This window comes from Burkholderia sp. AU39826 (assembly GCF_020419965.1).
GTDB lineage: Bacteria > Pseudomonadota > Gammaproteobacteria > Burkholderiales > Burkholderiaceae > Burkholderia > Burkholderia semiarida.
In genome coordinates this window covers 1-14116 of sequence record NZ_JAIZQG010000029.1, presented here as the reverse complement: position 1 = coordinate 14116, position 14116 = coordinate 1, and the positions used below count along the sequence as shown (strand labels likewise).

11 protein-coding genes are annotated in these 14116 nt (G+C 66.1%); 3 read left to right on the top strand and 8 right to left on the bottom strand.

Annotation, left to right across the window (positions count from 1 at the left end):
- Positions 1-12: 12 nt before the first annotated feature.
- Both LGM42_RS30255 and LGM42_RS30250 read left to right on the top strand, forming a co-directional pair.
- A complete protein-coding gene (locus LGM42_RS30255; RefSeq protein WP_059578500.1) occupies positions 13-897 on the top strand; it encodes an ABC transporter ATP-binding protein in 885 nt (294 codons plus the stop codon).
- Entirely contained in the window at positions 890-1675 is a 786-nt protein-coding gene (locus LGM42_RS30250; RefSeq protein ID WP_226234184.1) for a metal ABC transporter permease, read from the top strand. The genes LGM42_RS30255 and LGM42_RS30250 overlap by 8 nt, the downstream gene beginning before the upstream one ends.
- A gap of 22 nt (positions 1676-1697) precedes the next feature.
- Here LGM42_RS30250 and LGM42_RS30245 read toward each other — a convergent pair whose 3' ends face one another.
- From LGM42_RS30245 to LGM42_RS30225, 5 genes are all read right to left on the bottom strand, one after another.
- Positions 1698-1994 (bottom strand): hypothetical protein, encoded by a 297-nt coding sequence (locus tag LGM42_RS30245; protein ID WP_226234183.1) that lies wholly within the window; start codon positions 1992-1994, stop codon positions 1698-1700.
- 16 nt (positions 1995-2010) lie between these two features.
- On the bottom strand, positions 2011-2622 hold the full coding sequence (locus LGM42_RS30240) for a hypothetical protein (protein ID WP_226234182.1): 612 nt from the start codon (positions 2620-2622) through the stop codon (positions 2011-2013).
- A gap of 394 nt (positions 2623-3016) precedes the next feature.
- Positions 3017-3865, bottom strand: a complete 849-nt coding sequence (gene fghA / locus LGM42_RS30235) for an S-formylglutathione hydrolase (protein ID WP_226234181.1) — start codon at positions 3863-3865, stop codon at positions 3017-3019.
- A 16-nt stretch (positions 3866-3881) separates the two neighbouring features.
- Positions 3882-4988: an S-(hydroxymethyl)glutathione dehydrogenase/class III alcohol dehydrogenase gene (locus LGM42_RS30230; protein WP_006483756.1), complete on the bottom strand. Its 1107-nt coding sequence runs from the start codon at positions 4986-4988 to the stop codon at positions 3882-3884.
- A 214-nt stretch (positions 4989-5202) separates the two neighbouring features.
- Positions 5203-6684, bottom strand: coding sequence for a xylulokinase (locus tag LGM42_RS30225; RefSeq protein WP_060313619.1), 1482 nt, complete (start codon positions 6682-6684; stop codon positions 5203-5205).
- Between the two features lie 438 nt (positions 6685-7122).
- Between LGM42_RS30225 and LGM42_RS30220 the strand changes: the two genes are divergently transcribed.
- Positions 7123-8499 (top strand): nucleobase:cation symporter-2 family protein, encoded by a 1377-nt coding sequence (locus LGM42_RS30220; protein ID WP_226234180.1) that lies wholly within the window; start codon positions 7123-7125, stop codon positions 8497-8499.
- Positions 8500-8859: 360 nt separating this feature from the next.
- On the opposite strand, the gene LGM42_RS30215 is transcribed toward LGM42_RS30220, so the two are convergent.
- The 3 genes from LGM42_RS30215 to LGM42_RS30205 all read right to left on the bottom strand — a co-directional run.
- On the bottom strand, positions 8860-10380 hold the full coding sequence (locus LGM42_RS30215; RefSeq protein WP_099316777.1) for an efflux transporter outer membrane subunit: 1521 nt from the start codon (positions 10378-10380) through the stop codon (positions 8860-8862).
- A complete protein-coding gene (bpeB, locus tag LGM42_RS30210; RefSeq protein ID WP_059578522.1) occupies positions 10380-13580 on the bottom strand; it encodes an efflux RND transporter permease BpeB in 3201 nt (1066 codons plus the stop codon). The genes LGM42_RS30215 and bpeB overlap by 1 nt, the downstream gene beginning before the upstream one ends.
- Before the next feature lie 15 nt (positions 13581-13595).
- A partial coding sequence (locus LGM42_RS30205; protein WP_226234179.1) for an efflux RND transporter periplasmic adaptor subunit occupies positions 13596-14116 on the bottom strand: 521 nt, incomplete at its 5' end.

Sequence of the window (14116 nt, the reverse complement as noted above, 5' to 3'; positions counted from 1 at the left end):
AACCGTCACGACATGACCGCCACTCCCCACGCCCTCGCAGTCGATCGCGTCACGCTCGAACTGGGCGGCCGCACGATCCTGCGCGACGTCAGCTTCTCGATCGAGCCCGGCGAATTCGTCGGCGTGCTCGGGCCGAACGGCGCGGGCAAGACGACGCTGATGCGCGCGGTGCTCGGCCTCGTCCCCGTGTCGGCCGGCACGCTGTCGGTCGGCGGCGTGCCGGTCGCGCGCGGCAACGCGTCGATCGGCTACATGCCGCAGATCAGGAGCGGCCTCGCGAACCGCCGGATGCGCGGCTACGATTTCGTCGCGATGGCCGCCGACGGCCATCGCTGGGGCCTGCCGCACACGAATGCGGCCACGCGCCGCGACGTCGATCGCGTGCTCGATCTCGTCGGCGGCCCGTCGCTCGCGCGCCGGCCGCTGTCCGAACTGTCCGGCGGCGAACGGCAGCGCCTGCTGCTCGCGCAATGCCTGCTCGGCAACCCCAAGCTGCTGCTGCTCGACGAGCCGCTGATCAGCCTCGACCCGAACCATCAGCGCGGCGTCGTCGAACTCGTGCGCAACGTGCAGCGCGAGCTCGGCATCACCGTGCTGTTCTCCGCGCACGAACTGAATCCGCTGCTGAACGCGCTCGACCGCGTGCTGTATCTCGGCAACGGCGTGGCCGCGCTCGGCACCGTCGACGAGGTGATCACGAAGCCCGTGCTGTCGCGGCTCTATGGATCACCGATCGACGTGATGCGCGTGAACGGCAAGATCTTCGTGATGTCGGGCGACGTCGAAATCGAGAAGCACGATCACGAACACGAGGACGACGACGGGCACTCGCACGGCGGCAGCCACGGCCATCACCACCACGGACACGCTCATCCCGGGCATTCGCACGATGTTTGAATACGACTTCATGATCAACGCGTTCGCCGCGTCGGGAATCGTCGCGGTGCTCGCGGGCATCGTCGGCTACTTCCTGGTGCTGCGCGGGCAGACCTTCGCGGGCCACGCGCTGTCGCACGTCGGCTTCACCGGCGCGACGGGCGCGGTGCTGCTCGGCATCTCGCCGATCTGGGGGATGGTCGGCTTCACGCTCGCGGCCGGGGTCGGGATGGGCGCGCTCGGCGAAAGACTCGCGGGCCGCGACGTCGCGATCGGCGTGATCCTGTCCGGCGCGCTCGGCTTCGGCCTGCTGTTCCTGCATTTCTATACGTCGTTCGCGACGCAGGTCACCGCGCTGCTGTTCGGCAACGTGCTCGCGGTCAGTCACGACACGCTCGCGGTGCTCGCGGGCATCGGGGCCGTGAGCCTCGCCGCGCTCGCGCTGATCGCGCGGCCGCTGCTATTCGCATCGCTGCAGCCCGAGCTGGCCGAGGCCAAGGGCGTGTCGCTGCGCACGGTGTCGATGCTGTTCCTGGCGGTGTGCGCGCTCGCGGTGGCCGCGGCGACGCAGATCGTCGGCGTGCTGCTCGTGTTCACGCTGCTGGTCGGGCCGGCCGCGGCCGCGCAGAACGTGTCGACGCGGCTGTCGACGGGCGTGCTGCTCGCCGCGCTGTTCGCGCTGTTCGAAGCGTGGGCCGGCATCGTGCTCGCGTATTACACGGATTGGCCGACGAGTTTCTGGATTACGGCGTTGTCGGCGATGGTGTATGGGGCGAGCTTGTTGCGCAGGCCCGGGTGACGCGCCAAGCCTGTCGCCGAAGTCACAGGCTCGCTTTCCATGCGCATGCGCCCGTTGCCGCGAGAATCAGGACGCTGACCCAAGGTTTACGGCCGGCGGCCCCGGATCTCGCGAGCAACACGACTTGAGTGACGGCAACGACGATCAGGAACACATATGCGGCAAGCCTCCGGTCGCCCGCTTCGTCGTGGATTGCACCGATTGCGACCGATGGATCAATTTCATGCATCCACGCGTACTGGTTCCCGGTAATCGCAAGGACAACAAGCAAGCCGATGACACACACGGCATGAATGGCGAAATGGATTAGACGAGTCATGTCGGTCCCGTAAGCATTACTGCATGAGCCGAACGAAACGTTGCCAGTGCTTAACGATAAAATCACCATAGCTGGTATTTTTTCTGATCTGCTCAAGAGATAATCCGCTTCCTCGATTGTAGCGAGCCCCGATGATTCGAAGCTGATCGACCGAAAATGGAAATTCGAATCCGTCACGTTCCGCCAATTGCCGGAGATGACGTGCAACTAGATCGATATTGAAGATATCGCGCTGAAGGCAATCGGCCAGACCTCTGAATTGCGAGGCGGACATTTTTAACGGATCCACTCCGAGTGTTTGTGCCGCCGTGCGAAGCTGCATGCTGACGGGACCAAATGACGTCATCGCAGGATGACGCGTGAGTGTCAGATGCTTGTCGACGAATGGTGGACCGCTCCAGTCGAACGCGCGCACCTCGAATGCAACGCGATCGATGAATTCCGGGTCTCCGCCAACCTCGATCCAGCACACGCCTGCGAGCATTTCCGGGGGCAAGCTGTTTCGCCCTGCTGCTGCCCTGATATACGGCTTGTTGTACAAGACCCAGGCATCCTTGAACTTCTGGATATACTTCACACCACCATTCCATCGTTCAGGAACAAGCTTCCACGCAAACAGATTGATCAACCCCCAGCTCGGGGAGTTATTTGATACTTCGCAAACCATTTCCGCCATCCGAAATAACCTCTCGCTTGAATAACTATCTCAACAACTAAATTGTTGGCCATTATTGAGCGAGACTATTCGATCGGCCATAGAACTCGTACGAATTTTCGGCGATATGCGGTGCTTGTTGGCGAATGCTACTTCACGCCTGCGATGCAGCATGCCGTCAATGTGGAGATCGCCGATGCTTCAAAGTACTTGCGTGACCTTCCGGAATGCGCGCGGGTCTGCCTGTTCATGCTTGCAAATGGTTTCCCGAGGTCCATTCCAGCGGCATGGCTCGCCTTGCGTACCTGACGACGAATGACGCGCCACGTCGCCCGATGAAGTGCAACGACGTGGCGTCAGAGACTACTCACCGCGCAAGCACACGCGCATGATGCGCGAGGTGATCGGCGATGAACGTCGAGATGAAGTAGTACCCGTGGTCGTAGCCCGGATGGCGACGCAGCGTCAGCGGCTGGCCCGCCTTCGCACACGCGGCTTCGAACACGTCCGGGTTCAACTGGTTCGCGAGAAACTGATCGGCGAGACCTTGATCGACGAGAATCCCTTCCGCGAACTTCGGCGCATCCGCGCGCGCGACGAGCTCGCTCGCGTCGTGGTGCTTCCATGCGTCGCGATCGGCGCCGAGATAGCCGGAGAACGCCTTCTCGCCCCACGGGCAGCGCGTCGGCGCGGCGATCGGCGCGAACGCCGACACCGACCGGTACAGGCCCGGATGACGCAACGCGAGCGTCAGCGCACCGTGCCCGCCCATCGAGTGGCCGAAGATGCCGAGCCGCGCGCCGTCGATCGGCAGCTCGGCCACGACGAGCTCGCGCAGCTCACTCGTCACGTACGACTCCATCCGGTAATGTGTCGACCACGGCGCTTCGGTCGCGTCGACGTAGAAACCCGCGCCGACGCCGAAATCCCACGCATCCGTCTCGCCCGGCACGCCCGCGCCGCGCGGGCTCGTATCGGGCATCACGAGCGCGATCCCGTGCTGCGCCGCGTATTGCTGCGCGCCGGCCTTGATCGCGAACGTCTCGTCGGTGCACGTGAGCCCCGCGAGATAGAACAGCGCCGGCACGCGCTGTTGCGCGGCCTGCGGCGGCAGGTACACCGAGAACTTCATCGGCAGGCCGATGGCCGCCGAATCGTGACGGTAGAAACGCTGCTCGCCGCCGTGGCACGCATGCGAGGAAACGAGTTCGAGCATGGCGGCGCGCTCCCGGTCAGTACAGCACGACCGAGCGGATCGACTCGCCGGCCTTCATCAGGTCGAAGCCTTCGTTGATCCGCTCGAGCGGCAGCGTGTGCGTGATCAGGTCGTCGATGTTGATCTTGCCTTCCATGTACCAGTCGACGATCTTCGGCACGTCGGTGCGCCCGCGCGCGCCGCCGAATGCCGAGCCTTTCCACTCGCGGCCCGTCACCAGCTGGAACGGACGCGTGCTGATTTCCTCGCCCGCCGCCGCCACGCCGATGATGAACGACTGGCCCCAGCCCTTGTGCGTGCATTCGAGCGCCTGGCGCATCAGCTTCACGTTGCCGACGCATTCGAACGAGTAGTCGGCGCCGCCGTCGGTCAGCTGCACGATGTGGTCGACGACGTTCTCGACTTCGTTCGGGTTGATGAAGTGCGTCATCCCGAACTTCTTCGCGAGCTCGACGCGCTTCGGGTTGATGTCGACGCCGATGATCTTGTCCGCGCCGACCATCTTCGCGCCCTGGATCACGTTCAGGCCGATCCCGCCGAGGCCGAACACGACGACGTTCGCGCCGGCCTCGACCTTCGCCGAGTACACGACCGCGCCCACGCCCGTCGTCACGCCGCAGCCGATGTAGCAGATCTTGTCGAACGGCGCGTCCTCGCGCACCTTGGCCACCGCGATTTCCGGCACGACGATGTAGTTCGAGAACGTCGACGTACCCATGTAGTGGAACAGCGGCTTGCCGTCGAGCGAGAAGCGCGACGTCGCGTCGGGCATCAGGCCCTTGCCCTGCGTCGCGCGGATCTTCTGGCACAGGTTGGTCTTGCGCGACAGGCAGAACTTGCACTCGCGGCATTCGGGCGTGTAGAGCGGAATCACGTGGTCGCCCTTGCGCACCGTGCCGACGCCGGGGCCGACGTCGACCACCACGCCCGCGCCTTCATGGCCAAGGATCGCCGGGAAGATCCCTTCCGGATCGGCGCCCGACAGCGTGTAGTAGTCGGTGTGGCAGATGCCCGTCGCCTTCACTTCGATCAGCACTTCGCCGGCGCGCGGCCCTTCGAGATCGACTTCCTCGATCGTCAGCGGCGCACCCGCCTTCCATGCAATCGCGGCTTTCGTTTTCATCGTGTCACTCCTGTGTGTCGGTGAGATCGGCCCGGGCCGGCGTGTCGGTGCCGGCCCGGGACTCATGCAAAGCGATCGAAGCCGTGCCGCGCGGCACGGCGCAAGAATCTCGTGCTCGCCATGATGGCCGCTCCCGGCGCGCGTCGCGTGCGGGAAACGGCCACCGGCTTGCCAGGATGCGTCATCGCTGACGCAAAAGAACAAGTGTTCGAGTTTAAACGCCCGTCGTGAACCATGCATCCGTGCGGGCGTACAGATCGACGAAGCGCGCGTAACGTGCGGCCAGCGGGCGGTCGTCTTGCGGTGCGGCGACGGGCGACGCCGTCGGCGCCAACGCGTGCAACGCGTCTTCACGCCAATGCCCGATCGCGACGCCCGCGAGCAGCGCGGCACCCCGCGTCGCGGCGTTCGGGCAATCGATCGCGTGCAGCGACGCGCCGAGCGCGTCGGCGAGCAACTGGCGCCAGCGCGGATCGACCGAGCCGCCGCCCGCGAGGCGCAGCGTCGCCACCGCGTCGCCGGGGTCGGCGTCGCGGATCGCATCGAGCCCCGCGCGCAACGCGAACGCGACGCCTTCGAACGCGGCGCGCATCATCGCGCCGCGCGTGTCGCCGAGCCCGAGGCCGAGCCAGCCGCCGCGCGCATCGGGGTTCATCCACGGCGAACGCTCGCCGCTCAGGTACGGCAGGAAGCACAGCCGCTCGGACGCCGGCTGCGCGAACGCATCGTCGTACGCATCGGCCCATCGCGCATAGCCGAGCCAACCGCGCACGGATTCGAGCGCGAGCCCGACGTTCTGCATCGCCGCCATCGTGTAATAGCCGCCGCCGGCCGCCGCCCGATAGCGATGCAATCCGCGCCGCGCGGGCGGCAGCGTATCCGCGAGCACGACGATCTGGCCGCCGCTGCCGGTCGTCAGCAGCGCGTCGCCTGCCGCGGCCAGCCCGCTGCCGAGCGCCGCGCAGGCGGTATCGGCCGCGCCTGTCGCGAGCGGCACGCCAGCCGGCAGGCCGAGCGCGGCGGCGGCCTGCGCGCCGAGCACGCCGCAGCGCGCGGTGGACGCACGCACCGGCGCGAAGCGGTCGCCCGGCAGGCCGAGCGCCTCGATCAATGCGCTGTCCCACGCGCCGTCGGGCGTCGCGAGCGCCGTTGCGCACGCGTCGCTCGGATCGGCCGCGACGTCGCCGCCGAGCACGATGCGCAGCCAGTCCTTCGGCTGCACGGCCCAGCGCGCGGCGCGCAGCGCGTCGGGTTCGTGCGTGGCGAGCCAACGCAACAGCGGGCCGGCCATGCCGGGCGCGACGGGATTCGGAGCGACGGGCAATCCGGCGACGGGCATTCCGGCGACGGACACTCCGGCGGCGTGCCGGTCGGCCGCGTCGGCCTCGCGCACCGCGCGTGTGTCCGGCCACAGCAGCGCAGGCCGCACCGGCTCGCCGGCCGCATCGATCAGCACGACGCCATGCATCTGGCCCGAAAAACCGATCGCCGCGACCTGCGCGCGCTCGTCGGCCGGCAGCCGCGCGGCCGCGCGCACGAGCGCCTGCCACCACGTGGCGGGCGCGATTTCCGCCCAGCCAGGCTGCGGCGACGACAACCCGTAAGGTTCGCTCGCGACGGCCCGCTCGACGCCGTCGGCATCGAGCGTGACGAGTTTGACGGAGCCGGTGCCGAGGTCGATTCCGAGCAGGCGCATGACGTGAAGGGAGATTCGGATGAACGGATGTCGATGATAACGGGATCGCGATGCGCGCTCCGGTTTTTGCCGCCGCGCCGACACATCGAACGTGCTGCCGGCCGGGAGATTGACGACGCCGCACCTTGCACGCAAAAGCGGCCGCTCGCGGGTTAACCCGGCACGTTTTCCGTACGCCCTTTTTTGCCACTATGCGGCGCGCCCGATACACACCATAAAGCACCCCATATTTGACAGGGGGGCCGGCGCTATTTTGAAGCGCTATAAAACCGGTACGCGTCACTCCCGCGGCAGTTTCCCGATGATCGCCCCCCCGTTCCATACCGACATGGCATATCGAACCAGCAAAGAACGGAATAGAACCCAGTGCTCTTGTTGCATGGATTCATTCCGAATAACTTCGTATCACCCCGAAAACAAGATCATGGAGTGAGACAGATGCAATCGAACACGGTCCATCCGTGCGATGAGGTGCTGCCGACCGGCAAGCTGGTAACGCTTGGCCTGCAGCACGTCCTCGTCATGTACGCCGGCGCCGTCGCCGTGCCGCTCATCGTCGGCGCGGCGCTCAAGCTGCCGAAAGACCAGATCGCGTTCCTGATCAGCGCCGATCTGTTTTCGTGCGGCATCGCCACGCTGATCCAGACGCTGGGCCTGTGGATCTTCGGGATCCGCCTGCCCGTCATCATGGGCTGCACGTTCGCGGCCGTCGGCCCGATGATCGCGATCGGCACGAACCCCGGCCTCGGCATTCTCGACATCTTCGGCTCGACCATCGCGGCCGGCGTCATCGGCATCGTGCTCGCGCCGATGATCGGCAAGCTGCTGCGGTTCTTCCCGCCGGTGGTGGTCGGCACGGTGATCGCCGTGATCGGGCTGTCACTGATGGAAGTCGGCATCAACTGGGCGGCCGGCGGCGTCGGCAACCCCGAGTACGGCAGCCCCGTCTATCTCGGCCTGTCGCTGCTCGTGCTCACGCTGATCCTGCTGATCAACAAGTACGGCCGCGGCTTCATCGCGAACATCTCGGTGCTGCTCGGCATCGTCGCCGGCTTCGTGATCGCATTCGCGCTCGGCCGCGTGAACACCGACGGCGTGGCGCATGCGCCGTGGGTCGGCTTCGTGATGCCGTTCCACTTCGGCCTGCCGCACTTCGACCCGCTGTCGATCGTGACGATGGTCACGGTGATGTTCGTCACGTTCATCGAATCGACCGGGATGTTCCTCGCGGTCGGCGACATGGTCGATCGCCCGGTCAACCAGGAGCGCCTCGTGCGCGGTCTGCGCGTCGACGGCCTCGGCACGCTGATCGGCGGCATCTTCAATTCGTTCCCGCATACGTCGTTCTCGCAGAACGTCGGCCTGATCGGCGTGACGGGCGTGAAGAGCCGTTTCGTGTGTGCGACGGGCGGCGTGATCCTCGTGCTGCTCGGCCTGTTTCCGAAGATGGCGCAGGTCGTCGCGTCGGTGCCGCCGTTCGTGCTCGGCGGCGCAGGCATCGTGATGTTCGGGATGGTCGCGGCGAATGGCATCAAGGTGCTGTCGAAGGTCGACTTCGTGAACCACTCGCACAACCTGTTCATCGTCGCCGTGAGCGTCGGCATGGGCCTCGTGCCGGTCGTGTCGCCGCACTTCTTCTCGAAGCTGCCGCCCGCGCTTGCACCGATCCTGCACAGCGGCATCCTGCTCGCATCGGCCACGGCCGTGATCCTGAACATCGTGTTCAACGGCGTGAAGGGCGAAAAGGAGGCGAAGTGCGAGATCCGTCGCGCGGGGCATGATTTCGACGGGCGGCCTGTCGATCTGCATCACTGATCGCGCCGCGCCGGATGATGGCGCGAAGCGGTAACGACGAACGCCACGGCATGCCGTGGCGTTTTGCTTTGAGGATGCGGGGCCACGCGTGATGCTCGCGCGAGCCTGCATCGCGCGGGAAGGCGGTCGCCGGCGGCACGATGCGCCATGTCGACCGACCGCGGATCGGCACAGATTGATGTGATTGGCGTAATTGGTACAAGCGCAACGCGGCGCACGCATCGGCACGACAACGCCTTGTCCGCGCTCGATCCGTCAGCGCAAAAAAACGCCACGGACTTTCGTCCGTGGCGTTCTCGTTTCCGCATACAGCCGGTTCGACACGCAAGCGCGGCAAACCGCGCTCGCCCTTCTCCATGCTTACCCGTTCGCCGCTGCCGACGCAGGCGCCGGCGCGGCCGCCTTGTCGTAGTCGACCGGCGCATCGGGCGCGCGCGGCGCTTCGCCGGCACGCTGGATCCACCCGCCGCCGAGCGCGCGGTACAGGTCGACCAGGTTCGTCCAGCGGGCCAGACGCGCGCTGATCAGCGACTGCTGCGCCGAGTACAGATCCGTCTGCGCGGTCAGCACCGACAGGTAGCTGTCGACGCCGTTCTTGTACCGCAGGTCCGACAGGTCGAAGCGCCGCTGCTGCGCGTGCTCGTTGCGCTCGAGCGCCGCGATCTGCTGGTCGTACGTGCCGCGTGCGGCGAGGCCGTCCGCCACTTCGCGGAACGCCGACTGGATCGCCTTCTCGTAGTTGGCGATCTCGATGCGCTTCTGCACGTTCGCGAGATTCAGGTTCGCGATGTTCTGCCCGCCCTCGAAGATCGGCATCGTGATCTGCGGCGCGAACGACCATGCGGCCGTGCCGGCCTTGAACAGACCGCCGAGCGTCGGGCTGCCGGTGCCGAACGCGCCCGTCAGCGAGATGCGCGGGAAGAATGCCGCGCGCGCCGCGCCGATGTTCGCGTTTGCAGCCAGCAGCGTCTGCTCGGCCTGCATCACGTCCGGACGCCGAGTGAGCAGATCCGAAGGCAGGCCTGCCGGCACGTCCGTCAGCAGATTCTGCGCGTCGAGCGGCATGCCGGCCGGCAGGTCGTCCGGCAGCGGCTCGCCGATCAGCAGCACCAGCGCGTTCAGCGCCTGCGCACGCGCTCGCGCCTGCGCCTGCTGGTTCGCGAGCGCCGTCTCGACCACCGTCTGCGCCTGACGCAGCTCGAGCTCGGAGCCCGTGCCGTTGTCGAACTGCAGCTTCGTCAGGTCGTACGATGCCTGCGCGGTCTTCAGCGTGTTTTCCGTGACCTTCAGCAGATCGTCGGTCGACAGCAGCGTCAGGTACTGGTCAGCCACCTGCGACACCAGCGAGATTTCCGATGCCTGCCGGGCATACGACGTCGACAGGTACTGCGCGAGCGCCTGGTCCTTCAGGCTCTGCACGCGGCCGAACAGGTCGAGCTCCCACGACGCCGAGAGCCCGACGTTGTAGGCGCGCGAGATGTACGGCGCACCGGTCTGCGAAAGACCCTGCGGCACGCGCTGGATGCTGCCAGTGCCCGTGCCGTCGAGCGTCGGGAACAGCCCCGCGCGCGTGATCTGGTACTGCGCGCGCGCCGCCTCGATGTTCAGCACCGACACGCGCAGGTCGCGGTTGTTGTTCAGCGCGATCTCGATCAGCCGCTGCAGGCGCGGATCGACGAAGAACTCGCGCCAGCCGATGGCGGTCGCAGCTTGCCCGTTCGCGCTGCGCGCGCCGGCCGCGCCCGGCTGCGTCGCGTAGACGCCGCCGGCCGGGTACGCCTGCGCGACGGGCGCGTCGGGCCGCTTGTAATGCGGCGCCATCGTGCAGCCCGTGGCAAGGAGCGCGACTGCGATTGCAGTCAAAGCGTGTTTTTGCATCATCACTGTCCCTTGTTGCCTTCGTCGCCGTTGCCCGGCTTCTCTTCGTGGTGCGAGTGCTCCTGAGCCAGGCGCAGCGCCTCGTCGACGTCTTCCTTCTCGCCGCTGAAGATCGCACGGATCTTCACGAAGAACATCGGGATCATGAAGATCGCGAGGAACGTCGCCGTGATCATCCCGCCGATCACGCCCGTGCCGATCGCGTGCTGGCTCGCCGAGCCCGCGCCGTTGCTGATCGCGAGCGGCAGCACGCCGAGAATGAACGCGAGCGACGTCATCAGGATCGGACGCAGCCGCAGGCGCGCCGCTTCCAGCGCCGCCTCGATCGGCCCCATCTTCTCCGACTGCTGCAGTTCGCGCGCGAACTCGACGATCAGGATCGCGTTCTTCGCGGACAAGCCCACGGTCGTCAGCAGGCCGACCTGGAAGAACACGTCGTTCTCGAGGCCGCGCATCGTGGCCGCGAGCAGCGCACCGATCACGCCGAGCGGCACGACCATGATCACCGAGAACGGAATCGACCAGCTTTCATACAGCGCCGCGAGACACAGGAACACGACGAGGATCGAGATCGCGTACAGGATCGGCGCCTGCGAACCGGACTGGATTTCCTGGAACGACAGGCCCGTCCACGAATAGCCGATACCGACCGGCAGCTTCTTCGCGATCGTTTCCATCGCGGCCATCGCCTGACCGGTCGACTTGCCCGGTGCGGCCTGCCCCTGGATTTCCATCGCCGACACGCCGTTGTAGCGCTCGAGCTTCGGCGAACCGTACGTCCAGTGACCGGTCGCGAACGCGCTGAACGGCACCATCCCGCCCGACCCGTTGCGCACGTACCAGATGTTCATGTCTTCCGGCGTCATCCGGAACGGCGCGTCGGCCTGCACGTACACCTTCTTGATCCGGCCGTCGGTATCGAGGAAGTTGTTCACGTACTTCGACGCCCATGCGATCGAGAACGTCTGGTCGATCGCATCCGCGGTCACGCCCAGCGCATTCGCCTTCTCGCGGTCGATGTCGACCTTGTACTGCGGCGTGTCGTTCAGGCCGTTCGGACGGACACCCTGCAGCGTCGGATCCTTCGACGCCATCCCGAGCAACTGGTTACGCGCGGCCATCAGCGCATCGTGGCCAAGACCGGCGTTGTCCGTCAGCTCGAAGTCGAAACCGGCAGCGGTACCGAGCTCCGGAATCGACGGCGGGTTGAACGGAATCACGAGCGCGTCCTTGTAGCCCGCGTAACGCCCGAACATCCGGCCGATCAGCGCCTGCACCTTCTGGTTCGCATGCTGACGCTGCGCGTAATCCTTCAGGCGGACGAATACGAGGCCCGAGTTCTGGCCGCGGCCCGCGAAGCTGAAGCCGTTGACCGTGAACGCCGATTCGACGATTTCCTTCTCGTCCTTCAGCAGGTAGTCGGAAATGTTCGCGAGCGTCTTCGCGGTCGTTTCCTGCGTGGAGCCCGACGGCGTCTGCACGATCACGAACATCAGGCCCTGGTCCTCATCGGGCAGGAACGACTTCGGCAGGCGCACGAACAGCAGGCCGACCGCGACGATCACGACCAGATAGATGATGAGCCAGCGGCCCGAGCGCTTGATCACGTGGTGCACGCCGACGTGGTACTTGTCGCGGCTGTTGTTGAACGTGCGGTTGAACCAGCCGAAGAAGCCCTTCTTCTCTTCGTGATGCCCTTGCGGGATCGGCTTGAGGATCGTCGCGCACAGCGCCGGCGTCAGAATCAACGCGACCAGCACCGACAGCACCATCGCCGACACGATCGTCAGCGAGAACTGACGATAGATCGCGCCGACCGAGCCGCCGGAGAACGCCACCGGCACGAACACCGCCGACAGCACGAGCGCCACGCCGACGAGTGCGCCGGTGATCTGCCCCATCGCCTTGCGGGTCGCCTCCTTCGGCGACAGCCCCTCCTCCGCCATCACGCGCTCGACGTTCTCGACCACCACGATCGCGTCGTCGACCAGCAGGCCGATTGCGAGCACGAGACCGAACATCGACAGCGTGTTGATCGAGAAGCCAACCATCGACATGATCGCGAACGTGCCGAGCAGCACGACCGGCACCGCGATCGTCGGGATGATCGTCGCCCGCAGGTTCTGCAGGAACAGATACATCACGAGGAACACGAGCACGATACCTTCGAGCAGCGTCTTGACCACTTCCTCGATCGACAGCTTCACGAACGGCGTCGTGTCGTACGGATACTTCACGACGAGGCCGTGCGGGAAGAACGGTGCGAGCTCGTCGATCTTCGCGCGTACGGCCTTCGCGGTCGCGAGGGCGTTCGCGTTGGTCGCGAGCTGGATACCGAGTGCCGCGGTCGGCTGACCGTTGTACTTCGTGTCGAAGTTGTAGTTTTCGCCGCCGAGGCCGATCTGCGCGACGTCCTTCAGGCGAACCTGCGAGCCGTCCTGGTTGACCTTCAGCAGGATGTTGCCGAACTGCTCGGGCGTCTGCAGCAGCGTCGATTCGGTGATCGTCGCCTGCAGCACGGTGCCCGGCTTCGCCGGCGTGCCGCCGATCTGGCCGCCCGCGATCTGCACGTTCTGCGCGGTGATCGCCGAGCTGACGTCGACCGGCGTGAGGCCGTAGTTGGTCAGGCGGTTCGGGTCGAGCCAGATCCGCATCGCGTACTGCGAGCCGAACAGCGTGACGGTACCGACGCCGTTCAGCCGGCTGATCGGATCCTTCACGTGCGACGCCACGAAGTTCGCGAGGTCGTACTTGTTCATGCTGCCGTCTTCGGAGTTGAAGGCGAGCACCAGCAGGAAGCTGCTGCTCGACTTCGTGACCGACAGACCGAGCTGCTGCACGACCTGCGGCAGAACCGGCGTCGCGAGCGACAGCTTGTTCTGCACCTGAACCTGCGCGATGTCGGCGTTGGTGCCCGGCGCGAAGGTCAGCGTGATCGTTGCGTTGCCCGAGTCGTCACTCGTCGACGACATGTACAGGAAGTTGTCGAGACCGCTCATCTGCTGCTCGATCACCTGCGTCACCGTGTCTTCCACCGTCTTCGCGGAAGCGCCCGGGTAGTTCGCGGTAATCTGGATCGATGGCGGCGCGATCGTCGGATACTGCGAGATCGGCAGCGTGAAGATCGCCGCAACCCCGGCCAGCATCAGGATGATGGCGATCACCCACGCGAAGATCGGGCGATCGATAAAAAACTTTGCCATGAAACAGGCTCCCTGTTATTGCGCGCTCGAAGCAGCGGCAGCACTCGCCGGCGCGGCGCCCGATGCGGCGGCACCGGAAGCGGCGGCGGCGCCGGACCCGGCAGCGGCCGGCGCGGCGGGGGCAGCGGCGCCCGAGGCGGCATCGGCCGCCGGCGCGAGCTGCGCGGGGACCGTCTTCACGGTCGCGCCCGGGCGCACCTTGTCGACGCCCTGCACGATCACGTGATCGCCCGCCTGCAGACCGCCTTCCACGATCCAGTTCTGGCCTTGCATGCCGGTCGTCTTCAGCGGACGCGGCTCGACCTTGTTGCTGGCGTTCACGACCATCGCGATCGCCTGCCCCTTCTGGTCGTGCGTGACGCCGATCTGCGGCACCAGGAACGCGTTCTCGTTCACGCCTTCCTCGATGCGTGCGCGCACGAACATCCCCGGCAGCAGCACGCGGCCCGGGTTCGGGAACACCGCGCGGATCGTCACCGAGCCGGTGGTCTGGTCGACCGTCACGTCCGAGAACTGCAGCTTGCCCGGCTCCGAGT

Bases quoted from the DNA above. Each gene is read 5' to 3' on its own strand.
- LGM42_RS30255 (WP_059578500.1), top strand. From the start codon at position 13: ATGACCGCCACTCCCCACGCCCTCGCAGTCGATCGCGTCACGCTCGAA.
- LGM42_RS30250 (WP_226234184.1), top strand. From the start codon at position 890: ATGTTTGAATACGACTTCATGATCAACGCGTTCGCCGCGTCGGGAATC.
- LGM42_RS30245 (WP_226234183.1), bottom strand. From the start codon at position 1,994: ATGACTCGTCTAATCCATTTCGCCATTCATGCCGTGTGTGTCATCGGC.
- fghA (WP_226234181.1), bottom strand. From the start codon at position 3,865: ATGCTCGAACTCGTTTCCTCGCATGCGTGCCACGGCGGCGAGCAGCGT.
- LGM42_RS30230 (WP_006483756.1), bottom strand. From the start codon at position 4,988: ATGAAAACGAAAGCCGCGATTGCATGGAAGGCGGGTGCGCCGCTGACG.
- LGM42_RS30225 (WP_060313619.1), bottom strand. From the start codon at position 6,684: ATGCGCCTGCTCGGAATCGACCTCGGCACCGGCTCCGTCAAACTCGTC.
- LGM42_RS30220 (WP_226234180.1), top strand. From the start codon at position 7,123: ATGCAATCGAACACGGTCCATCCGTGCGATGAGGTGCTGCCGACCGGC.
- LGM42_RS30215 (WP_099316777.1), bottom strand. From the start codon at position 10,380: ATGATGCAAAAACACGCTTTGACTGCAATCGCAGTCGCGCTCCTTGCC.
- bpeB (WP_059578522.1), bottom strand. From the start codon at position 13,580: ATGGCAAAGTTTTTTATCGATCGCCCGATCTTCGCGTGGGTGATCGCC.